The sequence below is a fragment of the Rhodococcus sp. KRD175 genome (assembly GCF_017168275.1).
In the GTDB taxonomy this organism is placed as follows: domain Bacteria; phylum Actinomycetota; class Actinomycetes; order Mycobacteriales; family Mycobacteriaceae; genus Rhodococcoides; species Rhodococcoides fascians.
Genome location: NZ_JABFAQ010000005.1, coordinates 623,347 through 644,869 on the forward strand (window position 1 = coordinate 623,347; position 21,523 = coordinate 644,869).

Sequence of the window (21,523 nt, forward strand, 5' to 3'; positions counted from 1 at the left end):
CAGAGGTCAGTTCAGTCCTGCGTAGCTGTGCAGACCGGAGACGACCATGTTGATGATGAAGAGGTTGAACAGCATGGCAGTGAATCCACCGACGTTGATCCACGCGGCGCGGGTGTTTCGCCAGCCGGAGGTGGCGCGGGCGTGCAAGTAAGCGGCGTAGATGATCCACGTGATGAAGGACATCGTTTCTTTGGGGTCCCAGCCCCAGAAACGTCCCCATGCGGCCTCGGCCCAGATCGCGCCGAGGATGACGCCGGCTCCGAACAGCGGGAAGGCGACGATGGTCGTCTTGTAGGCGAGTCGGTCGAGGGCTTGGGCGTCGGGGAGCTTGGAAGCGAAGCGGCCCCAGAATCCCACGCTCTCCTCGCCGAGGGGCTGTTTGATGCGCAGCAGGAACAGCAGGCTCGCGACTCCGGAGACCAGCAGGATGCCGCTGCCGACGCTGACGATGGTGACGTGGATGGGCAGCCAGTAGGAGCGCAGCGCCGGGACGACGGGTGCGGCGTCTGCGTAGAGCTTGGTGGCGGCGAAGAACATCAGCACGATGATGGGTGCGAGGACGAACACCAGCATCGGGCGCATCGTCTTCTTGCGCAGCACCACCACGGAGGTCAGTGCTGCGGCAGCGGTTGCCATGGTGACGAACTCGTACATGTTGCCCAGCGGGAATCGGTGGGTGGCGAATCCGCGGAGCACGACCGAGGCGATGTGGAGGACGAGGGCCGGTGCGAGCAGCGCGAAGCCCATACCTGCGAGGCGTTCGGACAGCGGGCGCTTGGGTGCCTCGATGACGCGTCCCGGGCCGGAGGACGCAGCCACCGACGACGCGGTCACCGGGGCTCCGGCACCGACGAGCTCCTTGGCCTGAGCGGCCGTCGCCTTGGCGGAGGCGTACTGAGCGATGAGCAGGACGAATGCGAGCACGTAGATGGTGAAGGCTGATTCGAACGACCAGTCGCTGTACTGCGAGAGTGTCTCGTTGATCGGCATCGGTCAGTTCTCCTGTTTCGAGGTGTCGCCGAGCAGGCGGGTGCACAGGCGGTCGAACTCTTCGCCCCACCCCGCCTGATCGGTGCGTGCAAGTCCGCCGAGTTCTACTACAGTACGTCGTGAGTCGCCGTCGGCGGTGAGTCGGACCCAGATTCTGCGGCGTTTGATCACCAGTGAGACGAGCAGTCCGCCCATCATCGTCAGCGCGAACACCAGGACCCAGGTCTGAGCCGGGTCGTGCGAGACCTGCAGGTTGACGAATTCCTTCGCCCCGTCGAATCTGACGACGGTGCCGTCGCTGAGTGTGGCCGATTCCCCGGGCATGAGGTTGACGCGGTCCTGCTTGACGAGCCTGCCCTGGGCGATCATTTCCTGGTCGAGCGAGAAGATGGACTGCGGGAGTCCGGTGTCGAGTCCGGTGTCGCCTTTGTAGATGTCGATGGCGACCGCGGGGTCGTTCATCGCCGGGAAGCTCGACGACAGCAGACTGCCGTGGAACGACGCCGTCGGGGCGAACAGTCCTTCGATGGCGATCTGGTTCTTACGCCGGTCCAGCGCGTCGGGGTAGAGGCCACCGGGTGGGTCGACTCGCAGTACCCCGCTGGAGAGGAATGTGGTGGCGTCCGTCGGCTGCCATTGGATGGTGTCGGTGCGGGTCTCGCCGTTCGGGAACGTCACCGTGAACGTGGGCGCGTAGCCGTGGCCCTGCAGGTAGACGCGGTCGCCCGCGACCCGCAGCGGATGGTTGACCTGCAGTCGGTCGTCCTGCCAGTCGTTGTTCGCCAGATCTTCGCCGGCCTGGTACTGGATGTTCGAGGTGAACATTTCCGCCTGGCCGTTGTCGAGGTAGTCCGCCTGAAAATCCTTGACTCGCAAGCACAACGGCTCGAGGTCGGTGCCGTCGACGAGGTTGCCCGCCCGGAACGAGTCGTAGTTGGCAGGCGTGGAGGTACAGAATCCGGGGCCGTCGTCGGCGATGACGATGCGGTTTCCCTCGTAGCCGAGCAGCTTGCCCATGGCGATCGCGGCCAACAGTCCGACGAGCGAGAGGTGGAACACGAGGTTGCCGAGTTCGCGAACGTAGCCCTTCTCCGCCGAGAGCGTCACTGCCCCGCTGCCCTCGGACCGTTGCGCGACGCGCCACCCACGCAGCTGAGTACGGACCTGGGCTGCGATCTCCTCGGGTGCGCCGTCGACGTCGTACCGGGTGTGGTGCGGCAAGCGCGAGAGGTTCCGCGGCGCACGAACGGGCTTGGTACGCAACTGTTTTGCGTGCTCGATGCACCGCGGCAGGATGCAGCCGATCAGGGAGACGAACAGCAGTGCGTAGATCGCGGTGAACCAGAAGCTGCCGAACACGTCGAACAGTTCGAGCTTGTCCATGATGGGGCCGAGGGTCGGACGGTCGGCGATGTATTGGTCGACCTTGCCCGCGTTGAGGCTGCGTTGCGGTACCAGGGCTCCGGGCACGGCGGCGAAGGCCAGCAGGAACAGCAGCACCAGCGCGGTCCGCATACTGGTGAGCCCGCGCCAGGTGTTGCGCACCACGGCCACGGCCTTACCGATTACGGATTGCTTGTGCGGCGGCGACGCTTCTGTCCGCTCCTCGGTCTCGGCGGTCATATCGGCAACACCACATCGGAGACGAAGGCGTCGCGCACCCAGCCGACGAATTGATCCCAGGCACCGGTGACCAGTGCAATTCCTACCGCTATCAACATGATTCCGCCGAACACCTGTATCTGTCGTGCGTGTGTACGTAGCCAGCCGACGCCTCGCAGTGCGCTGACCGATCCGAACGCGAGGATCACGAACGGCAATCCCAGACCGAGGCAGTACGCCACGATGAGGGTGACTCCGCGGGCAGCCGTGGCACCGTCGGTGCCTGCGGCGAGCGAGATGACGCCGGCGAGGGTGGGCCCGAGGCACGGGGTCCAGCCGAGTGCGAACACTCCCCCGAGCAAGGGCGCTCCGGCGAGGGAGCCGATCTGCTTCGGCTCGAACCGCACATCGCGCTGCAGCGCGGGAATCAGTCCGACGAACACCAGGCCCATGGCGATGGTGACGACGCCGCCGATTCGCATGAGCAGTTCGCGGTTGATCGCCAGCACCGAAATTGCGCCGAACACCGACGCGGTGGCGAGAACGAACACCACGGTGAATCCGAGGACGAACAGCCCCGCGGCTCCCGCGACGCGCAGCCGACCGCTGCGCACCTTCGTCTTGACGGCCGCTTCGTCGGCGCTGACCGCCGGTGCGTCGGCTCCGACGACCCCGGCGAGGTACGACAGATATCCCGGAACCAGCGGTACGACGCACGGTGACGCGAAGGAGACGAGCCCGGCCAGGACGCAGGCTCCGAGGGCCAGGATCAGCGGCCCGGAGGCCGCAGCTTCCTGGAAACTCGCGCCGACGCCGGCTAGGTACATCTCGCTCACGGCTGCACAGGCTCCTCGGCTGCCACGCGCTCGACGACGGGCTGCAGGTCCTCGACGAGCAGTTCACGCAGGAACACTGCGGCCACGCGGTGCTGTCGATCGAGCACGATGGTCGTCGGAATGACAGAGGTCGGAACGCCACCGAGCGCGGTCAGGGTGCGCATCGGCGGGTCGTAGATCGAGGAGTACGTGACGTTGTTGCTGACGACGAAATCCTGTGCTGCGGTCTGTGATTCGTCGCGCACGTTGATGCCGAGGAATTCGACGCCGGAGGCCTTGGTGGCCTCGTAGACCTTCTCGAGGTCGTCCGCTTCTCCGCGGCACGGTCCGCACCACTGACCCCAGACGTTGAGGACGACGACGTCACCCTCGTAGTCCGACAGCGAGGTCGTCTTGCCCTCGGTCATCAGGTCGGGCCCGGAGAGTTCGCCGAGTGCGCCGCGGTCGGACGGCGGATCGTAGAAGATTTCGGTCTTTCCGCCGGGCGAGACGAACTGGAAGGTTCCGCCCTGAGCAACCGCGTCGGTGCCGGTCGAACAGCCGGCGACGAGGGCCACAGCGGCAATCGCAAGCAGTAACCTACGCACCGGTGATCCTCGGGTCGGATGCTCCTGCTGGCTCGGAGTAGACGAGATCGACGAGCTGATCGCCCTCGTAGACCAGTGACGTCAGCGACGCGAGTCCACACTGGCGATTGCGCGGGTCGTGCCAGAGCCGGTCGCCCTGGAGGAACCGGCGCAGCGTCCAGACCGGGAGTTGGTGGCTCACGCAGACGGCCTCGTGCCCGACGGCTGCGACTCTGGCCGCGTTGACGGCGGCGAGCATGCGGTGCGCGATCTGCAGATACGGCTCGCCCCAGGACGGGGTGAACGGGTCGCGCAGCTTCCACCAGTGCCGAGGCCTACGCAAGGCTCCATCGCCGACGGCAACGCGCAGCCCCTCGAACTCGTTGCCCGCCTCGATAAGGTTCTCGTCCTCGGACACCGTCAGGCCGTGGGCTGCCGCGATCGGGGCAGCAGTCTCCTGGGCGCGTTGCAACGGCGACGCGACGACGTGCGTGATGTCGTGACCGGCGAGCGCATCTGCGACGGCCTTGGCCTGGGACTGGCCGGTGACCGACAGCTTGAAGCCGGGCAACCGCCCGTAGAGGATGCCCTTGGGGTTGTGCACCTCGCCGTGCCGGAGGACGTGCACGATGGTGCGCGTCGTCGAGTGCGGATGTGTTGCGGGGGCCTCGGTCACGTCGGGGTCCTGTTTCTCGCTAGTCGGGTGGTGATCACTTCTGAGTGGACGTCACAGTGGTGCTACAGCGGCTGCCGCAGCCTTCGCGGCGGCCGGGGCCGCGTCGGCGATGATCTCGAAAGCTCGGTCGTCGAGCGCAGCCGAGACGAACCATGCCTCGAATGCGCTCGGCGGCGGGTACACCCCGCGAGAGAGGAACGCGTGGAAGAACGCCGGGTAGCGCCACGTCTGGGCAGCCTTGGCCTGCGCGTAGTCGGTGACGGGTCCATCGGCGAAGAACACACTCACCATAGTGCCCGCGAACTGCACGTGGTGGTGGACGCCTTCGGCGGTGAGAGCATCGCCGAGCAGTGTTCCGAGTCGCTGTGAGTTGGTCTGCAGCTTCTCGTAGACGGCGGCGTCGGCCAGTTGCAGGCTCGTCAGGCCGGCAGCGACGGCGACGGGGTTTCCGCTGAGGGTGCCCGCCTGATACACCGGCCCGGCCGGTGCGAGGTAGGCCATGACGTCCGCGCGGCCACCGAATGCTGCGGCCGGCAGCCCGCCGGACATGACCTTGCCGAAGGTGTAGAGGTCGCCGGCGACACCGTCGATGCCGTACCAGCCCGCGGCGCTGACACGGAATCCGGTCATCACCTCGTCCATGATCAGCAATGCGCCGCGCTCGGTCGCAAGTCGGCGTAGTCCCTCGTTGAAGCCGGTGACCGGCGGGATCGCGCCCATGTTGCCCGCGGCCGCTTCGGTGATGATGCACGCGATCTCGCCGGGATTGGCGTCGAACGCGGCGGTGACGGCGTCGAGGTCGTTGTAGGGAACGACGATGGTGTCCGATGCCTGAGCGCCGGTCACTCCGGGTGACGTCGGCAGTCCGAAGGTGGCCAGTCCCGAGCCCGCGTCGGCCAGCAGGGCGTCGACGTGGCCGTGGTAGCAGCCGGAGAATTTGAGGATCTTGGTGCGGCCGGTGAAGCCGCGCGCCAGACGCACCGCGCTCATCGTGGCCTCTGTGCCCGAATTCACAAGGCGAACCTGGTCGACGGGGCCGACGCGGCGCACGATTTCCTCGGCGAGTTCGATTTCGCGCTCGGTGGGTGCGCCGAACGACAGTCCGGTTGCGGCCGCCTTCTGGACTGCCTCGACGATGGCCGGATGCGCGTGTCCGTGGATCATCGGACCCCAGGACGAGATGAGGTCGACGTAGGACTTCCCGTCCGCGTCGGTCATCGTGTATCCGCTGGCCTGCGTGATGAAGCGTGGAGTGCCGCCGACCGATGCGAACGCACGCACCGGAGAGTTGACGCCACCTGGAATCACTGTGCTCGCGCGGGCGAAGAGTTGGGCCGATACGGGGGCGTCGTTGCCGTCAGGAACAGTCACGACTTCCAGTGTCCCAGGTTCTGCGAAATCACCAACTACAGGGCGTAATAATCACCGAAACGGGGAGTCGGCCTGGTTTCGGCGATTGAAGACCCCCGCCCCGGGTATTTACTTTCGATGACAAACACCGATGGCGTCACCAAGGTCGCCGAATTGATGTCCGAAGCCGGACTGTGCATGTTCACCACCGTGGGCCGGGACGGCCACCTCATCTCGCGTCCGATGGCATTGCAGGAAGCGGAGTTCGACGGGGACCTGTGGTTTTTCGCAGCGCAGGACTCCAGAAAGGTACGCGACATCGCCGCCGACCCGACGGTCAACGTCTCGTTCCAATCCGGTCAGGGCTGGGTGTCACTGTCCGGTACTGCTGCGGTCGTCGAGAACAAGGCCAAGGCGGAGGAGCTATGGAATTCTCGGGCGGCCGCGTGGTTCGAGAAGAACCCCGATTCGCGTGAGGTCGCTCTGATCCACGTGGCCGCCGAAGGTGCCGAGTACTGGTCCACCCCGGGCTCGAAGGTGTCGACCCTGCTGGCCTACGCCAAAGCGAAGGTCACCCACGAGCGTCCGAACCTGGGCGAGAACGACGTGGTCGAACTCGAACTGCCCAATACCTCGACGAGCTAGTTGCGCTCGTGCCGGGCCGCCGTCGGGGGCAGGTCCGGATTACCGGTCACGCCATGCTGTCCTGCCTCGGACCGGTCGGCACTCGCGTTCCGATCGACAGTCGCATTCCGATCGGCACTCGCGTTCCGATCGACAGTCGCGTTGTGCTGCGCACCGAAGTCCCGATCCGCGCCCGCGTCGCGGCCGACGTTGTGGTCACCGGTCACCTTGCGGTCGCCCTTCACATCCGGATCGATGTGGTTCGCGCGCTCGAACTGTGAGTTCACTTCGTCGCGTGATGCCGCCGCGACTCCCTGGTGAGACTGGGCCTGCTGAGCAAGTTTCTCTGCCTCGGCAGCTTTGACGTCCGCCTCCGCCTGGGCGCGGCGTGCCTTGGCCTCGCTCTCGCGGGCCTGCAGTTCACGCTCCTCGACGACGGTCGCTTGATCGGCCGCCTTCTCGCGAAGGTGGTTCGCTTCCAGCCTCTTTCGCTCTTTGCCCTTGCGTGCCACAACCAGGGCGACGGCAACGACCAACACTACGACTACTACTGCAACGATGATCCACACTGCGGTGCTCATGATGGAACTCCCGATCTGTTCCGACTGCCGAAGTGGCAGACGTTCCGAGCCGGTTACCCGAGTAATGAGCCGGCAAACTCGCCGAACATCGTCCAGGCGAGCGCGCCGAAGTCCTGTGCGTCCAGCGCGGCGGCCCCGTTCGGCACACATGCCAGCAGCTCGACGCCCGTCACGAGCGGCAACTCCTCCACGTTGACCCGCGCCGCCAGATCGGGTTCGGCCGGCCACGATCCGATCACCAGGCCCGCACATGTCACACCCGCTGCGCGCACCGCGGCGACGGTCAGCGCGCTGTGGTTGAGCGTCCCCAGCTCTGCCCCTGCCACGATCAGGACCGATGCGCCGACGGCGCCGGCGACATCGAGTGCGGTGAACCCGCCGGCACCCAGGCGCACCGCTACCCCGCCCGCACCCTCGACCACGACGAGATCGTGGGCCTCGTCGAGCCCTCGCACCGCGTCGACGACGTGGTCGAGTTCGAGCATCGACCGACCCGAACGGCGTGCTGCGACATCGGGCGCGAGTGGCTCGGGGTATCGCGCCAGCTCGATTCCGCGGACTCTCGAAAGACGTTCCACCACATCGATATCCGACTCGCCCAGGCAGTCGTCACCGACTCCGGTCTGTGCCGGTTTGCACACCGCCACCGTCCGTCCATGTGCCCGGGTGGCGGCCGCGAGCGCCGCGGTCACCACGGTCTTGCCGACGCCGGTCGACGTTCCGGTGACGAGAAGAACCGTCATCCCGACACCGCCGCACGCAATACCGTCGAGAGAACGGACGTGGCACGGTCGATATCGATGTCGCTGAGGTCGGCACGCGCGGTCAAACGCAGCCGAGATGCGTTCGCGGGAACCGACGGCGGCCGAAAGCACCCGACGCGCACGCCCAGGTCAAGACACTCCCCGGCCGCGCGGACGGCACGCACGGCGTCGCCGAGTACTACCGGAACCACCGCCGACGCCGTCGGCGAAACACCGGCGGCCGCCGCCAATTGCCCTGCCCGCCGACCGATCGCAGCGACCCGATCGGGTTCGCTGCGCAGCACCGCCAGCGCTGCCGATGCCGCGCCGACCGCGGCCGGGGCGAGCGCGGTATCGAAGACGAAGCTGCGCGCACTGTGCAGTACCTGGTGCCGTACCGCCGCCGGCCCGAGCACCACCCCGCCCTGCGATCCGAGCGCCTTGGACAGCGTCGCGGTGATCACCAGGTCCGGCAGTCCCGCCACACCGGCGTCGTGCACGGCACCGCGCCCACCGTCACCTCGGACGCCCAGCCCGTGGGCTTCGTCGACGATCAGCACAGCGTTCCATCTCCGGCAGGCCGCGTACAGCTCGTGCAGCGGCGCGAGGTCGCCGTCGGCGCTGAAGATCGAGTCGGTCACCACGAGCGCGCGAGATTCCGTTCGTTCGCGGAGCAACTGCTCGACGTGCTCGACGTCGCGATGCCGCGCCACGGCCACCCGCGCCCGAGACAGACGGCAGGCATCGATCAACGACGCGTGCGACGCAGCGTCCGAGATCACGACGGAGTCGCGGTCGGCGAGCGCGGTGACGACTCCGAGATTGGCGGTGTAGCCGGACGAGAAGACCAGTCCGGTCTCGGCGCCGACGAAGTCGGCAAGGTGCTGCTCGAGCTGTTCGTGGGCGGTGGTCGTGCCGGTGACCAGTCGAGATCCGGTGGACCCGGCACCCCACCGACGCGTGGCCGCGCAGGCCGCGTCGACGACGTGCGGATGTCGAGACAGGCCGAGGTAGTCGTTCGAGGCCAGGTCGAGTGTCGAATCCTCGGGACTGCGAGCGTCGACGACGCGCTCGAGCCCGGCCGCGCGACGGTCGTATGCGGCGGCGTCGAGCCAATCGAGTGCACTCATGTCCACGACCATACTTGAACAGTGTTCAAGTATGGGTGTTCAAGTATGGTCTCGCGCCACCGCCACCATGGCGTCGGCGATGGCTGCCACATCGGCCTCGGTACAGACATACGGCGGCATCGCATAGACCAACCTGCCGAACGGCCGCAGCCACACACCTGCGTCCACGGCGACGGCCGTCGCACGTGCCATGTCGACCGCGCCGGTCAGTTCGATCACCCCGATTCCGCCGAGCACGCGCACGTCGGCCACGCCCGGGAGCGACCGGGCCGGCTCGAGCCGTTCGGTCAGCACGTCTGCGACGGCGGCGACCTCGGCGCGCCAGTCGCGCGAGAGCAGCAGCTCCACCGACGCCACCGCGATCGCGCAGGCCAGTGGATTGCCCATGAACGTGGGCCCGTGCATCAGACCGCCCGCCTCACTGCTCGACACCGTCTCGGCCACCTCGGTGGTGCACAGCGTCGCCGCCAGCGTCATGTAGCCGCCGGTCAACGCCTTGCCGACACACATGATGTCGGGTGCGATGCCCGCGTGATCGGCGGCGAAAAGCTCACCGGTGCGGCCGAACCCGGTGGCGATCTCGTCGAAGATCAACAGCACGCCGTACTCGTCCGCGAGTCGGCGCAGTTCGACCAGCAGACGTGCGTCGTGGAAGCGCATTCCGCCGGCACCCTGCACGATCGGCTCGACGATGATCGCGGCTACGTCGTTCGCATTCGCCGCGAGCACCTGCCCGAACTCGGCGACGTAGGCGGCGATACCCGCCGCATCGGACGCGGCGGGTGGCGCGGGCGCGAACACCTGCTGCGCCAGCACACCGGTCCACAACCTGTGCATCCCGCCGTCCGGATCGCAGACACTCATCGGCGCGAACGTGTCCCCGTGATAGCCGCCCCGCCACGTCAGCAACTTCGTACGCCCGCTCTCACCCCGCCCACGCCAGTACTGCAATGCAATCTTCACCGCGACTTCGACGGACACGGACCCGGAATCTGCGAGGAACACCTTGTCCAGCCCGGCCGGCGTGATCGAGACCAGCAGCTCCGCCAATCGCGCCGCCGGCGCATGAGTGAGGCCTCCGAACATCACGTGACTCATGCGGTCGAGCTGGTCTCGAGCTGCCGCGTCCAGCACCGGATGCCGGTAGCCGTGCACCGCCGCCCACCACGAACTCATGCCGTCGACGAGTTGGCGGCCGTCGGCCAACGTCAGTCGAACCCCGGACGCGCTGTCGACGACCAACGGTGTCGTCGTCGACGGAAACCCGCTGTAGGGATGCCAGAGATGCTCGGAATCTATTCGACGGACGTCGTCTGAAGTCAGCACGCCAGAGCACACTGCCACAGCACCCGACCGGCCGTACCGAGACTGGGCGGGTGGCGAAATGTCCGAATCCTTTAGCATTGCGACATGACGACGCGCACCGTGACGAGACTGGCAGGGGTGGTCGTGGCCGTAACTCTGACGCTGTCCGCCTGCGGGGGACCGTCCGAAACGCCGACGCCCACGACCACCACGGCACCGGCGTTCGCGATCGACACCTCGACGCCGCTGGGCGCGGTCAACGACCGAATTCTGCAGTGGATCAACGCCGACGCCGCCCCGGATCCCGCGGCGGTGGACGCCGTCACCGGCCCGGAGCTGGCGGCAGCACTCGAGCCGATGGGCGGGCTCGTCACCCCTCTCGAGCAGTTGCGCGCCGGTGCGCCGAACGTGGCGACGGGTTTCGAGGCCGGACCGGACAGCGCCGTTCTTCGCTTCACCACCGCCGGCATTCCGGCCACGATCACCACCTCCCTCGGTGCCGACGGCACGCTCGACGGCATTCTGGCCAGTCCGGAAACTCCGAAGATCTCGTCCTTCGACGAGCTCGATGCCGCCCTGTCGAAGGTGGCTCCGAATTACTCCTACAGTGCGTCTCGTCTGAACGGCGGTGAGTGCGAGTCGGTGTACTCGGTCAATGCCGACGCGATGCTCCCGCTGGGATCGGTGTTCAAGCTGTACGTTCTCGGGGCGCTGACCGACGAGATCGAGGCGGGCAGCGTGCAATGGGACGAGCAGCTCACCATCCGCGACGAGAACAAGAGTGCGCCATCGGGTGAGCTGCAGAATCGCCGCGACGGCACGACGGTGTCGGTGCGCGAGGCCGCGGAGAAGATGATCTCGCTGTCCGACAACACCGCCACGGACCTGCTGATGGAACGCCTCGGTCGGGACCGCGTCGAGGCTCAGCTCGCCACGATGGGTCATCACGATCCCGCGGCGATGACGCCGATGATGGACACCCGACAGTTCTTCGTCATCGGGTTCGGGAATCCGAATCTTCGTTCCGAATGGGCGGACGCAGATGCCGACGCTCGCGAGCAGCTCCTGAAGCAAGCCGATTCCCGGCCGCTGGACATCGACTTCGAGAATTTTCTCGACAACCCGGCATCGGCCGACGGCGTGGAGTGGTTCGCCAACGCACAGGACGTGTGTGCGGCCGTGGGGTACCTGGCGACCGGCCCGTCGGCGGAGGAGAATCGACGGATCCTGGCCATCACCCCGGGTGTGCAGCTCGATCCCGCTCGCTGGCCGTACTCCGGCTTCAAAGGCGGAAACGCTCCTGGCGACCTCGCCGCGGCGTTCCTGACAACCGACGCCTCGGGGCAGGACTGGATCGTCACCGAGCAGTTCCGGGCGGACGGTGCCATCGACCTGATCCCGTCCAGCTACGCGTTCCTGGTTGCGCAGGAAGCTTTTGCTCTCTTGAAGTGAGTGGGATTTGTAACACCGGTGTTACCGCTGGATTACACTCGTGCCCGTGGAGGCACAACACGAACCGGCTCAGCAGGCGTGGCCGACGGGCTTCAAAGAGTTCCTGGTCTGCGAGTTCACCGACTTCAGTCCCCTGGTGACCAGGGCCATGGAGGACAACTGCGCGTCGCTGTTCCACGACGGTCCCTACGGCAGATCCGGCTTCTGGCGGACCTTCCGGGCCGTGTTCCGAGAATTCGTCTGGCCGGTCTGAAGTTCCGGGCCTCACGGGCCGCGGCAAAAGGTTACCGTCGAGTATGGCAACCACAACGGATCACCTTCGGAACACTCTGGACGGCCGCTGGCGTGATGTGAAGAACGAGGCGCGCAAGCAACTCGCGCGCGACGAGTTCCGCCCGCATTACACACCGAACACCGTCATCGCCCGCACCAAGGCGCTCGAGCAGCTCAAGCTTCTCGCCGCGGCCGGGGCTGCCGACAACGGATTCAAGAAGGAACACGGCGGTACCGGAGACGTCGGTGCCGCGGTGACGATGATCGAAATGCTCGCGATGAGCGACCTGTCGTTGATGGTCAAGGCCGGGGTCCAGTGGGGACTGTTCGGCGGTGCCATCGAGAACCTGGGTACCGAGCGTCACCACGAGGCGTACGTACCGAAGATCATCAACCTCGAGTTGCTGGGTTGCTTCGCCATGACGGAGACCGGACACGGCAGTGACGTGCAGTCTCTCGAGACGACGGCGACGTACGACCCGAAGACCGACGAGTTCGTGATCAACTCACCCACTCCGTCCTCCCGCAAGGACTACATCGGTGGTGCCGCCGAGACTGCGACCGTCGCTGCCGTCTTCGCGCAGCTGATCACCGCAGGGCCGGGCGAGGAGCCCGAGGGCCACGGCGTGCACTGCTTCTTCGTGCCGCTCCGGGACGAGAACGGCGACGACCTCCCCGGCGTGACGACCTCGGATTGTCAGTACAAGGGCGGACTCCCCGGCGTGGACAACGGCCGACTGATGTTCGACCATGTCCGCATTCCGCGGGACAACCTGCTCAACAAGTATGCCGACGTCTCTGCTGACGGCACGTACACCTCCCCCATCGAGAATCCGTCCAGGCGGTTCTTCACGATGCTCGGCACGTTGATCCGCGGGCGCGTCACAGTCGGTGGCAGCGCTGCGGCCGCAGCTCGTGTCGCCCTCGACATCGCGACGCGATATGCGTTGCAGCGCAGGCAGTTCGCTGCCCCCGGTTCCGATCAGGAAGTGCTGATCATGGACTACCTGGTGCATCAGCGTCGACTCTTCCCGCTCATCGCCAAGTCGTACGCACTGCAGTTCGCGCAGAACGAGCTGGTGTCGAAGATGCACGAGCTGCAGACTGCGGACAACCCGGATGCCGAGGAGCAGCGCGAGCTCGAGTCGCGTGCCGCCGGCCTCAAAGCCGCCAACACCTGGCACGCCACTGCCGCGATCCAGGAAGCACGCGAGGCATGTGGCGGCGCTGGCTACCTGGCCGAGAACCGGCTGATCTCACTCAAGGCCGACACCGATGTGTTCACCACCTTCGAGGGCGACAACCACGTGCTCACGCAGTTGGTGGCCAAGGAACTGCTCACCGCGTACGCCGACGACGTGAAGTCGATGAGCCCGGTCGAGTGGGTCAAGTTCGCAGCCGACATGGTCGGCGATCGCGTCGTCAAACGCACTGCGGCGCAGGCGATCATGCAGACCATTCTCGATCGGCGTCAGGACAACGAAGAGGAGGGGTCGCTGTTCAACCGCGGCACCCAGGTCAAGATGTTCGAGGATCGTGAGGAGTATCTGCTGTCCACGGTCGCGCGCCGTCTGCAGTCGAAGTCGAAGGAGAGCAGTTCGTTCGACGCGTTCAACGCGGTACAGGACCACGTTCTGCACGCTGCGAGCGCCCACATCGACCGCATCATCTTCGAGGCCTTCATCGCCGGTATCGAGTCGTGTGAGGATGCGACCACCAAGGACCTGCTCGAGGAGGTCTGCGATCTCTACGCCCTGTCGGTGATCGAGGACGACAAGGCCTGGTTCATCGAGCATCGCTACCTGTCCACCGAGCGCTCCAAGGCAGTGACTCGCGCGATCAACGAGCGGTGCCGCACCCTGCGTCCGCATGCGGAGTTGCTGGTCGACGGCTTCGGTGTGCCCGAGGCTCTCGTCGGTGCAGCAATGCTCGGCGAGCCCGGAGCGGGTACCGAGGAAGAACCGGCCGGAAACCCCAGCCACGCGCACTGACGCGTAATCGGGGTTCAGCCGGGAGAGATCGCGAAGACCCGGCAGGGACCACCGGTCGCGCCCGCGTGCTTCGGTGCGCCGACGACGACCGTGGCCCCTGTCGGGGGCACGGCATCCAGATTCGCCAGTGCCTCCACTCCGTATCGGCCTGCGCCGAGTACCGCTGTGTGCGCTGGATAGTCGCGGTCGTTCATCCGATCGAGACTGAGCGTGTCGACCCCGATTCCGACGACGTTGCGCTCGCGCACCAGCATCCGTGCCGCGTCACCGCCGAACCCGGGTGCGGCACGTTCGGCGAGCCGGCCCTGCCATCGACTGTGCATGACCACCAGCGCGCGATCGGGTATGCGTCCGTGCTCGAGCTCCCATCGAGCGATGTCCTCGGTCGTCACGACCGATTCCGGATCCGACGCGGCCCGCGCGGAGATGTCCAGCACGACCAGCGGGGCGATCAGGTCTTCCAGCGGCAGGATGTCGGCCGTCGCACCGCCGCGCACTCGGTGTGCGGGGGCATCGATGTGCGTGCCCGTGTGCTCGTAGTACGAGAGCTTGTTGACGAGGAAGCCACCCAACTCGTAGGCGGCGACCGGGTGCATCGAGAACGGTTCGTTACCCGGCCACACCGGAAACGTCGGACTCAACGTGTGCGTCAGATCGATCAGTCGACCCGCGGGGATCGCCGGTACGACCGCCGGTGCGGCGTGTGCAGCACCGCCGGCCGCAACCGTCAGGGCAGCTGCCCCCAACGACCCGAACAGCGCCCTACGTCCGATTCTGCGGTGAACAGTTTCGACGACCTCGGGGCCGCACATCAGTCGGCAGCGGGGGTGACGAGCAGAACCTTGTCGTCGGATCCGTTGTCGGTGGTCAGCAGGAAGGCTCCGTCGCTTCCGAAGCTGGTGAGCGAGCGCAGCCGACCGTAGGTACCCACCAGGGCGTCGGCTTCGTCGACGTAGTCCGTGCCGTCCTCGGACAGCTTGAGGAACACGAGCTTCTCGCCCTGCTGACTCGACACCACTGCGGAACCGTTCCAGGAACCCCATCCCGCGCCGTTGGCGAACGTCAGGCCGGGCGTCGCGATAGTGGGGCTACCCGAACTCCACACCGCCGCGCGGGCCCCGGGCACCCGGGTGGGATCGGTCATCGGCACCGACTCGTCGTAGACGAACGGCAGCCGATCCGGCCGGTAGCCGTAGTTGCCGCCGGGGACCAGTAGGTTGAGTTCGTCGTCCCTGGTGGTTCCCTGCTCCACCTCGTAGATGTCTTGAGTGCCGGGCCGTATCGCGAGCCCCTGTACGTTCCGATGACCGAGCGTGAAGACACGTCCGGGTGCATCGGCCGCCGCCGAGCCATCGGCGTTGATGTGCAACACCTTGCCGCCCAACGAGTTTCGATCCTGCGGCACCGACGGCGACGCGGTGTCTCCGGTTCCGATGTACAGGGTGCCGTCGGGGTGGGCCAAGATGCGGCAGCCGCCGTGGCGACCACCGTCGGCGACGGGGATGTCGTCGACGAGTGTGCCGGTGCGCGTCAACTCGGTCCATGCGGAGTCGACGGTCCACGACACCACGGCGATATGGTTGTCGGTGCCCCCGCCCGCACTACCGGTGCCCGCACTGCCGGCACCTGTTCCCTGACCCTGCACGCCCTGGCAGGTGTAGATGGTTCTGGATGTGGCGAAGTCCGTCGCCAGTGCGATGCCCATCAGGCCTGTCTCGCCCGACGCGTAGAGATCGCCGAGATCCGCTTCGAGCTCGCGGGTGGCACCGCCGACGTCACGAATGACGAATCGCCCCGCTCGCTCGCCGGTCAGCACCGTCCCGTCGGGGGCAACCACGGCATCCCACGGTTTCGCGAGCCCGTCGAGCACGGTGGTGACCGTCAGGTCGGGCAGTGGATCGGCCTGTGCCGTCGCGCCCGTCGAGCATGCCAGCGTCAGGAAGACGCTGGCGGCGAGTACACCGGAACTGGACACCAGCTTGTTCATCCACACTCCTGACGACGATCGGCCACCAGCCCGATATGACCGGTATCACACGATCATAAACACACCGAGGAGATGGCCGACGCAGTCAGGACGCGATTCGGTAGCCGGCTTCTTCGATCGCGGCGTCGACGGCAGCAGCGTCGAGTTCCGCGTTGCTGCTGATCACGACGGCTCCGGTGTCGACGTCCACATCGACGCCCGTGACGCCCGGAACCTCGGACACTTCTTCTTTCACCGACGCTGCGCAATGCGCGCACGTCATACCTTCGACGGAGTAGGTCGTCTGCATTTTGTTGCCTCCTGTGCCTGGTCAGGAACGTACGAGACGCGCAATGGCCTCGGACGCCTCTTTGACTTTCGCGTCTGCTTCGGGTCCGCCCTGCCGCGCGGCGTCGACGACGCACCCGGCGAGGTGGGCGTCGAGCAGCTTCAGCGAGACGGACTGCAACGCCTTCGTCACCGCAGATACCTGGGTGAGGACGTCGATGCAGTACCGGTCGTCGGCGACCATGCGTGAAATGCCGGCCACCTGCCCCTCGATGCGACGCAGTCTTTTCAGCAGGTCGTCCTGTTCGGCGCTGTAGCTGCTCATGCCGTCGATCATACCCCTACCCGGTATGGGAAGGTTCGTCCGTCAGCAGGCGACGGACGCCATCGATGGCAACCAGTCCCCCGACGATCACCGCCAGGGCGGCGACCGCAATCCACGACCCCGAGTAGTACGTGCCCGTGTACGCCGGAGACACGTCGGGAACGGCGGCGAATTCGGTGGTGCGTACGCCTGCCTTCCAGCACACCACCGCGCAGATCACCGCGACCACTGCGAGGACCAGTTCCACCCAGCCGACGGACTTCCTCACACGTACTCCTGCTTCGCCGTCTCGAGTGCGGCGCGTAGACCGTCGTCATCCTTCGCCCACGCTTGCACCAGACCGCCACCGACCAGTCGCAACCCGATGCCGTGCCGTTTGCGCGGCACCCCCGAGAGCTCACCGAGAACGCGTGCGGTTTCCCACTTCTTCGGCTCGTATTCGCCGTCCTCGTACTCGGCAGGCGGGAAGATCTCCGTGATCTCGGCGACGTCGACGGTTTCGGTCCCCTGGCGCAGCTGCCGAGTGGTCAGCTCGACGCTGACATGCATGCGGGCCGCGCGGAGCTGTACGTAGGTCAGTCCGACGAGAATGAGCGAGAACAGCGCCAGGGCGAACCAGTGAATCACCGGTCCCGACGCCAGCTCGACTGCGAGCACCACCAGACAGAACGCGGGGCCCCACAGCAGGGCGCGCCAACGGCCACCGGGCTCGTGGAACAGAACGGGGTCGGTGCCGCCGAGATCATTGCTCACGAACGAACCACTCTCGCGCCGACGGGCGATACACCAGCACCGATGCAACGACCAGTGCGATCGTGATGATCAGCAACACGAATGGGAAGACGAGCGCGGCGAAGGTCAAGAGCAGCGCGGTGGCCCCGGACAGCGCCACCAACGCCCGTCGGAACCGTCGGGCGCCACCTCGGACGGGGCCCGACATCAGCCCCACTGCCAGGCCGACCACGCCGAAGATGACACCGAGCCCTCGGAACACGGTCAGAAAAGAGTCGATCTGTTCGTCGCTCGCACCGCCGTCGGTGAACGACGCGCGGATCTGATCGACGGGCAACGTGAGCGCGATCATGCAGACGACGATCAGCATCACTGCCGACGCCAACCACAACCAGTACGCGGTGGAGACCACCCGGGGACGAACCATCGATTCGTCAATGTCAGCACTCACGCTCGACATACTGCCACCGCGCGGTGGCACGGAGTTCAGCCGGCAGAGATTCCCAGCGCCATGATGGCGATGGCCGCCGACACGGCGAGCAGCAGACCGAGCAATGCCCACCCGGGCCTGCCGTTCTCGGCGGGACACGCGTTGCTCTCGGCCGCCGCGATCGACTCCGGGAGGGCACGACTGGGCGGCACCGGAATGTTCTCTGCCATGTTCGATCCGATCACTCGATACGTTTATCGAAAGTGATGGTAGTCACACCGACAGGCTCGGCGCGCGGAACACGCTCGAAATCAGCGCTTCCGCGAGGACAGGAAGTACTCGTTGGATTCCTTGCGGTGCATCAGGTAGATCGCACCCGCAGCGAGCACACCCTGGCCGATGCTCAGCACGCTCATGACGATGTTCATCGCACCGGTACTCGATGCGATCGCGAACAGGTCGAGAATCGTGGTGAACACGGTGATCGAGCCGATGATGGTCAGCAGCATGCGCGCCCACATCTTGCCGGCGCGCATCCGCTTCACCCAGAACAGGAACAACGCACCGAATCCCGCGACGACGAACAGCGTCACGACGAGCATCACCGTCACCATGGACTGCGTGGATTCGACGGTCATGTCCGCCGCCGCACCCTGTGCTGCGAGGTCGTCGAGCAAAGACTGCGCGAATTCCGCGCGTGCGCCGAACAGCGTCCACACCGAGTACAGCGCCGAGATCGCACCAATCAGTGCAACTCCCCACCACAGGTGCCGGGCAGTCTCCACATCCACCGGTGCCGGGCGAGCGGCCGGCTCGAGCTCGGGACCGGACTGAGGGAAGCCGTGTTCGAGCTCCCAGCGCTGCCAGTCCGGTTGCAACGGAGGATTGTTCGGCATGTTGCTGTCAGGATTGCTACCGTCCGCGTTGTTGCTCGGAGGAAAATCGTTCACAGCCAGCCCGCCACTTCGGTTGCCCAGTAGGTCAGTACGACATCTGCACCGGCGCGCCTGATGCCGACGAGCGATTCGAGGACCGCGGCATCCCGGTCGATCCACCCGTTCTGGGCAGCGGCGGTGATCATGGCATACTCCCCCGAAATCTGGTACGCCGCAACCGGAACCGGTGACATCTCGGCCACGTCGCGGAGAATGTCCAGATACGACATCGCCGGCTTGACCATCACCATGTCGGCACCCTCGGCAAGATCGAGCTCGACCTCGTGGGTCGCCTCACGGCGGTTGGCCGCGTCCTGCTGATACGTCCGACGGTCACCCTGCAGCGACGAGCCGACCGCTTCACGAAACGGTCCGTAGAACGCAGACGCGTACTTCGCCGAATACGCCAGCTGCCCCACCTCGAAGTGACCGGCCGCATCGAGTCCAGCCCGAATGGCACCGACCTGGCCGTCCATCATGCCGCTCGGCCCGAGCAGGTGCGCTCCGGATTCCGCCTGCGCGACGGCCATGTCGACGTACCGCAGCAACGTCGCGTCGTTGTCGATCGAGCCGTTCTCGCTCAGCACACCGCAGTGGCCGTGCGAGGTGAACTCGTCGAGGCAGGTGTCGGCCATGATGACCGTCGAGTCACCGAGATCGGCTTTCAGACGGGCCAGGCCCCGGTTGAGGATTCCGTCGGGATCCGTTGCCCCCGAACCGTTCTCGTCCTTGTCCTCGACCTTGGGGACACCGAACAACATCACGCCGCCGACACCGGCTGCGACTGCTTCCTCGGCGGCCCTGCTCAGCGAGTCCAGCGTGTGCTGGAACACTCCGGGCATCGAGCTGATCGCGCGGGGCTCGGAGATGCCGTCGGCGACGAACATCGGCAACACCAGATGCCGTGGCTGCAGCGACGTTTCGGCCACGAGGCGGCGCAGTGCCGGAGTGCGGCGAAGGCGTCGGGGACGGTCGGTGGGGAACAAGCGAGCCTCACTTAGTTCGTCGTGCGCGTTGTGCGTAGCCGGAGCTACGCACAACGCGCACGAGGCGCATCAGCGCCTGCGTGACTTCTTACCGCCTGCGTGACTTCTTGCGCGGTGGCGGCAGTGCACCCTCGGCCCGCAGCCGAGCCGCGTGTTCTGCCAGCGCCTCGACCAGCGGTCCGACCTGAGCCGACTCCGGCTGCACGTCCACGCGCAGACCGAACTCGACGGCCGTCTCGGCGGTCTTCGGGCCGATGCACGCGACGAGCGTGCGAGCATGCGGCTTACCTGCGATGCCTACCAGGTTCCTCACGGTGGAGCTCGAGGTGAAGCACACCGCGTCGAATCCACCGGTCTTGATCATCTCGCGGGTCTCGGCGGGGGGCGGCGCTGCCCGGACGGTGCGGTAGGCCGTGACGTCGTCGATCTCCCAGCCGCGTTCGCGCAGCCCTTCAGCAAGCGTCTCGGTAGCAATGTCGGCGCGCGGCAACAGAACTCGATTGACCGGGTCGAAGACCTCGTCGTACGGCGGGAAGTCCTCGAGCAGTCCGAGCGAGCTCTGCTCCCCCGACGGAACGAGTTCGGGATTGATGCCGAACGAGCGCACCTTGGCCGCGGTTGCCTCACCGACACAGGCGATCTTGACGCCGGAGAACGCACGCGCGTCCAGGCCGAATTCCTCGAACTTCTCCCACACCGCGCGAACGGCGTTGGTCGAGGTGAACACGACCCACTGGTAGCGGCCGTCGACCAGGCCCTTGACGGACCGTTCCATCTGAGCCGGGCTGCGCGGGGGCTCGACGGCGATGGTCGGAACTTCGATGGGGATGGCACCGTGCGTGACGAGGCGATCGCTCATCTCGCCGGCCTGATCCTTGGTGCGCGGCACCAGCACGGTCCAGCCGTACAGTGCGCGAGACTCCCACCAGGACATCTTGTTTCGTCCGGAGACGACCTTGCCGACGGTGACCACCAGAGATCCGACGAGCTCGGATCCCGCGTCGTTGAGGGTGGCCAGTGTGGCCTCGACGGTGCGCTGCTGACGGGTGGTGCCGCGCACGGTGATGGCTGCAGGTGTCTGCGGTGCCAGGCCGTGTTCGACGAGGGCACTGGCGGTTTCGGCCAGGTGCCCCGCCGTGGCGTGCAACACCAGCGGGCCGGGAGCAGCCGCGAGTGCAGCCCAGTCGACCTCGCCGCGAACGTCCGCTTCGGTGTGGCCGGAGCCGAGTGCCATGCCTGCGTAACTGGGTACCGCGGAGCCCGAAGGCAGACCGGGCAGCACCTCGAACGGCACGTGAGTGCGGGCCACGGCACTGACCTCGGCGATCACCGAGTCGGTGGTCAGCGGATCTCCCGAGACCAGACGCACCACATCGTGGCCGTTCTTGGCTTCGGCGAGAAGGGTTTTGGCGACCTCGGCGGGCTCGCCCAGTGCCGGGCGCACCTCGACCCCGTTCTCACCCGTCTCGGCATCGCGAGGGACGTCGGCACCGACGAGAGCGGTGACACCCTTGTCGACGTCGGGATCGGTGAAAGCGAGCTCGGCCGCTCCGAGCACTTCCCGTGCCCGGACCGTGAGCAGAGCCGGGTCACCGGGCCCGGATCCCACGAACAGGATCCGTCCGTTGGTGTTCTTGCGGACTGGGCTCATCGGTTGTTCTCCAGTGCTGTCTTGTATGGGTACTGCAGTTCTATCGGGGTTGCGGTGCCCCGTTTGGGAATCAGCCGGGCAGTGGCGATCG

25 protein-coding genes are annotated in these 21,523 nt (G+C 66.3%); 4 read left to right on the forward strand and 21 right to left on the reverse strand.

Annotated elements, in window-relative coordinates; genetic code table 11:
* Positions 1 to 6 precede the first annotated feature (6 nt).
* From ccsB to hemL, 6 genes are read right to left on the reverse strand one after another with little or no spacing between them, the layout of a single operon-like run.
* The gene (gene ccsB / locus J1M81_RS11120; RefSeq protein ID WP_032375566.1) at positions 7 to 990 is read right to left on the reverse strand and encodes a c-type cytochrome biogenesis protein CcsB; all 984 of its coding nucleotides are present in this window, start codon (positions 988 to 990) and stop codon (positions 7 to 9) included.
* Positions 991 to 993: 3 nt separating this feature from the next.
* Positions 994 to 2,613 (reverse strand): cytochrome c biogenesis protein ResB, encoded by a 1,620-nt coding sequence (locus J1M81_RS11125; RefSeq protein ID WP_032375565.1) that lies wholly within the window; start codon positions 2,611 to 2,613, stop codon positions 994 to 996.
* Positions 2,610 to 3,419 (reverse strand): cytochrome c biogenesis CcdA family protein, encoded by an 810-nt coding sequence (locus tag J1M81_RS11130; protein ID WP_032365436.1) that lies wholly within the window; start codon positions 3,417 to 3,419, stop codon positions 2,610 to 2,612. Before J1M81_RS11130 ends, J1M81_RS11125 begins: the two co-directional genes overlap by 4 nt.
* A gap of 5 nt (positions 3,420 to 3,424) precedes the next feature.
* Complete coding sequence (locus J1M81_RS11135) at positions 3,425 to 4,015, reverse strand: TlpA disulfide reductase family protein (protein ID WP_032365225.1); 591 nt, start codon at positions 4,013 to 4,015, stop codon at positions 3,425 to 3,427.
* Complete coding sequence (locus tag J1M81_RS11140; protein ID WP_027498332.1) at positions 4,008 to 4,670, reverse strand: histidine phosphatase family protein; 663 nt, start codon at positions 4,668 to 4,670, stop codon at positions 4,008 to 4,010. Before J1M81_RS11140 ends, J1M81_RS11135 begins: the two co-directional genes overlap by 8 nt.
* 51 nt (positions 4,671 to 4,721) lie before the next feature.
* Positions 4,722 to 6,041 (reverse strand): glutamate-1-semialdehyde 2,1-aminomutase, encoded by a 1,320-nt coding sequence (gene hemL / locus J1M81_RS11145; protein ID WP_032365224.1) that lies wholly within the window; start codon positions 6,039 to 6,041, stop codon positions 4,722 to 4,724.
* Positions 6,042 to 6,158: 117 nt separating this feature from the next.
* On the opposite strand from hemL, the gene J1M81_RS11150 reads away from it, so the two are divergent.
* Positions 6,159 to 6,665, forward strand: a complete 507-nt coding sequence (locus J1M81_RS11150) for a pyridoxamine 5'-phosphate oxidase family protein (protein ID WP_032365223.1) — start codon at positions 6,159 to 6,161, stop codon at positions 6,663 to 6,665.
* Here J1M81_RS11150 and J1M81_RS11155 read toward each other — a convergent pair.
* Genes J1M81_RS11155 through J1M81_RS11170 form a run of 4 tightly spaced genes read right to left on the reverse strand, consistent with a single transcriptional unit; the run spans position 6,662 to position 10,421 of the window.
* A complete protein-coding gene (locus tag J1M81_RS11155) occupies positions 6,662 to 7,225 on the reverse strand; it encodes a hypothetical protein (protein ID WP_052061314.1) in 564 nt (187 codons plus the stop codon). The genes J1M81_RS11150 and J1M81_RS11155 overlap by 4 nt on opposite strands.
* Positions 7,226 to 7,278: 53 nt before the next feature.
* A complete protein-coding gene (gene bioD, locus J1M81_RS11160) occupies positions 7,279 to 7,968 on the reverse strand; it encodes a dethiobiotin synthase (protein ID WP_032375563.1) in 690 nt (229 codons plus the stop codon).
* The gene (locus J1M81_RS11165) at positions 7,965 to 9,098 is read right to left on the reverse strand and encodes an 8-amino-7-oxononanoate synthase (RefSeq protein ID WP_032375597.1); all 1,134 of its coding nucleotides are present in this window, start codon (positions 9,096 to 9,098) and stop codon (positions 7,965 to 7,967) included. The genes bioD and J1M81_RS11165 overlap by 4 nt, the downstream gene beginning before the upstream one ends.
* Before the next feature lie 39 nt (positions 9,099 to 9,137).
* Positions 9,138 to 10,421 carry an adenosylmethionine--8-amino-7-oxononanoate transaminase gene (locus J1M81_RS11170; protein ID WP_241257953.1) on the reverse strand — a complete coding sequence of 428 codons (1,284 nt, stop codon included), beginning with the start codon at positions 10,419 to 10,421 and terminating at the stop codon, positions 9,138 to 9,140.
* A gap of 87 nt (positions 10,422 to 10,508) precedes the next feature.
* Between J1M81_RS11170 and J1M81_RS11175 the strand changes: the two genes are divergently transcribed.
* The 3 genes from J1M81_RS11175 to J1M81_RS11185 are packed head-to-tail and all read left to right on the forward strand — an operon-like array spanning position 10,509 to position 14,119.
* On the forward strand, positions 10,509 to 11,855 hold the full coding sequence (locus tag J1M81_RS11175) for a serine hydrolase (RefSeq protein WP_052061315.1): 1,347 nt from the start codon (positions 10,509 to 10,511) through the stop codon (positions 11,853 to 11,855).
* 46 nt (positions 11,856 to 11,901) lie between these two features.
* Positions 11,902 to 12,108, forward strand: coding sequence for a hypothetical protein (locus J1M81_RS11180; RefSeq protein ID WP_027498338.1), 207 nt, complete (start codon positions 11,902 to 11,904; stop codon positions 12,106 to 12,108).
* 43 nt (positions 12,109 to 12,151) lie between these two features.
* Positions 12,152 to 14,119: an acyl-CoA dehydrogenase gene (locus tag J1M81_RS11185; protein ID WP_027498339.1), complete on the forward strand. Its 1,968-nt coding sequence runs from the start codon at positions 12,152 to 12,154 to the stop codon at positions 14,117 to 14,119.
* Between the two features lie 14 nt (positions 14,120 to 14,133).
* Here J1M81_RS11185 and J1M81_RS11190 read toward each other — a convergent pair whose 3' ends face one another.
* The 11 genes from J1M81_RS11190 to J1M81_RS11240 all read right to left on the reverse strand — a co-directional run bounded on the left by J1M81_RS11190 (position 14,134) and on the right by J1M81_RS11240 (position 21,432).
* The gene (locus tag J1M81_RS11190) at positions 14,134 to 14,931 is read right to left on the reverse strand and encodes a cyclase family protein (RefSeq protein ID WP_032375561.1); all 798 of its coding nucleotides are present in this window, start codon (positions 14,929 to 14,931) and stop codon (positions 14,134 to 14,136) included.
* A complete protein-coding gene (locus J1M81_RS11195) occupies positions 14,931 to 16,106 on the reverse strand; it encodes a sorbosone dehydrogenase family protein (RefSeq protein WP_032375560.1) in 1,176 nt (391 codons plus the stop codon). Before J1M81_RS11195 ends, J1M81_RS11190 begins: the two co-directional genes overlap by 1 nt.
* 85 nt (positions 16,107 to 16,191) lie before the next feature.
* Positions 16,192 to 16,395, reverse strand: a complete 204-nt coding sequence (locus J1M81_RS11200; RefSeq protein ID WP_032375559.1) for a heavy-metal-associated domain-containing protein — start codon at positions 16,393 to 16,395, stop codon at positions 16,192 to 16,194.
* Positions 16,396 to 16,416: 21 nt separating this feature from the next.
* The gene (locus J1M81_RS11205; RefSeq protein WP_027498342.1) at positions 16,417 to 16,698 is read right to left on the reverse strand and encodes a metal-sensitive transcriptional regulator; all 282 of its coding nucleotides are present in this window, start codon (positions 16,696 to 16,698) and stop codon (positions 16,417 to 16,419) included.
* A 16-nt stretch (positions 16,699 to 16,714) separates the two neighbouring features.
* Positions 16,715 to 16,966, reverse strand: coding sequence for a hypothetical protein (locus J1M81_RS11210; RefSeq protein ID WP_032375558.1), 252 nt, complete (start codon positions 16,964 to 16,966; stop codon positions 16,715 to 16,717).
* Positions 16,963 to 17,451, reverse strand: a complete 489-nt coding sequence (locus J1M81_RS11215) for a hypothetical protein (protein ID WP_027498343.1) — start codon at positions 17,449 to 17,451, stop codon at positions 16,963 to 16,965. The genes J1M81_RS11210 and J1M81_RS11215 overlap by 4 nt, the downstream gene beginning before the upstream one ends.
* Positions 17,441 to 17,881, reverse strand: a complete 441-nt coding sequence (locus J1M81_RS11220) for a hypothetical protein (RefSeq protein ID WP_155288584.1) — start codon at positions 17,879 to 17,881, stop codon at positions 17,441 to 17,443. The genes J1M81_RS11215 and J1M81_RS11220 overlap by 11 nt, the downstream gene beginning before the upstream one ends.
* Positions 17,882 to 17,916: 35 nt before the next feature.
* A complete protein-coding gene (locus J1M81_RS11225) occupies positions 17,917 to 18,090 on the reverse strand; it encodes a hypothetical protein (protein WP_155288423.1) in 174 nt (57 codons plus the stop codon).
* A gap of 81 nt (positions 18,091 to 18,171) precedes the next feature.
* Positions 18,172 to 18,810, reverse strand: a complete 639-nt coding sequence (locus J1M81_RS11230; protein WP_230593372.1) for a hypothetical protein — start codon at positions 18,808 to 18,810, stop codon at positions 18,172 to 18,174.
* Positions 18,807 to 19,781, reverse strand: a complete 975-nt coding sequence (gene hemB, locus J1M81_RS11235; RefSeq protein WP_032399480.1) for a porphobilinogen synthase — start codon at positions 19,779 to 19,781, stop codon at positions 18,807 to 18,809. Before hemB ends, J1M81_RS11230 begins: the two co-directional genes overlap by 4 nt.
* Before the next feature lie 88 nt (positions 19,782 to 19,869).
* Positions 19,870 to 21,432, reverse strand: a complete 1,563-nt coding sequence (locus J1M81_RS11240) for a bifunctional uroporphyrinogen-III C-methyltransferase/uroporphyrinogen-III synthase (RefSeq protein ID WP_027498347.1) — start codon at positions 21,430 to 21,432, stop codon at positions 19,870 to 19,872.
* Positions 21,433 to 21,523 lie beyond the last annotated feature (91 nt).

Coding starts and splice junctions, on each gene's coding strand:
- J1M81_RS11190 (WP_032375561.1), bottom strand. CDS start 14,931: ATGTGCGGCCCCGAGGTCGTCGAAACTGTTCACCGCAGAATCGGACGT.
- J1M81_RS11195 (WP_032375560.1), bottom strand. CDS start 16,106: ATGAACAAGCTGGTGTCCAGTTCCGGTGTACTCGCCGCCAGCGTCTTC.
- J1M81_RS11240 (WP_027498347.1), bottom strand. CDS start 21,432: ATGAGCCCAGTCCGCAAGAACACCAACGGACGGATCCTGTTCGTGGGA.
- J1M81_RS11130 (WP_032365436.1), bottom strand. CDS start 3,419: ATGTACCTAGCCGGCGTCGGCGCGAGTTTCCAGGAAGCTGCGGCCTCC.
- J1M81_RS11165 (WP_032375597.1), bottom strand. CDS start 9,098: ATGAGTGCACTCGATTGGCTCGACGCCGCCGCATACGACCGTCGCGCG.
- bioD (WP_032375563.1), bottom strand. CDS start 7,968: ATGACGGTTCTTCTCGTCACCGGAACGTCGACCGGCGTCGGCAAGACC.
- J1M81_RS11200 (WP_032375559.1), bottom strand. CDS start 16,395: ATGCAGACGACCTACTCCGTCGAAGGTATGACGTGCGCGCATTGCGCA.
- J1M81_RS11155 (WP_052061314.1), bottom strand. CDS start 7,225: ATGAGCACCGCAGTGTGGATCATCGTTGCAGTAGTAGTCGTAGTGTTG.
- J1M81_RS11205 (WP_027498342.1), bottom strand. CDS start 16,698: ATGAGCAGCTACAGCGCCGAACAGGACGACCTGCTGAAAAGACTGCGT.
- J1M81_RS11150 (WP_032365223.1), top strand. CDS start 6,159: ATGACAAACACCGATGGCGTCACCAAGGTCGCCGAATTGATGTCCGAA.
- J1M81_RS11175 (WP_052061315.1), top strand. CDS start 10,509: ATGACGACGCGCACCGTGACGAGACTGGCAGGGGTGGTCGTGGCCGTA.
- J1M81_RS11185 (WP_027498339.1), top strand. CDS start 12,152: ATGGCAACCACAACGGATCACCTTCGGAACACTCTGGACGGCCGCTGG.
- J1M81_RS11125 (WP_032375565.1), bottom strand. CDS start 2,613: ATGACCGCCGAGACCGAGGAGCGGACAGAAGCGTCGCCGCCGCACAAG.
- ccsB (WP_032375566.1), bottom strand. CDS start 990: ATGCCGATCAACGAGACACTCTCGCAGTACAGCGACTGGTCGTTCGAA.
- J1M81_RS11225 (WP_155288423.1), bottom strand. CDS start 18,090: ATGGCAGAGAACATTCCGGTGCCGCCCAGTCGTGCCCTCCCGGAGTCG.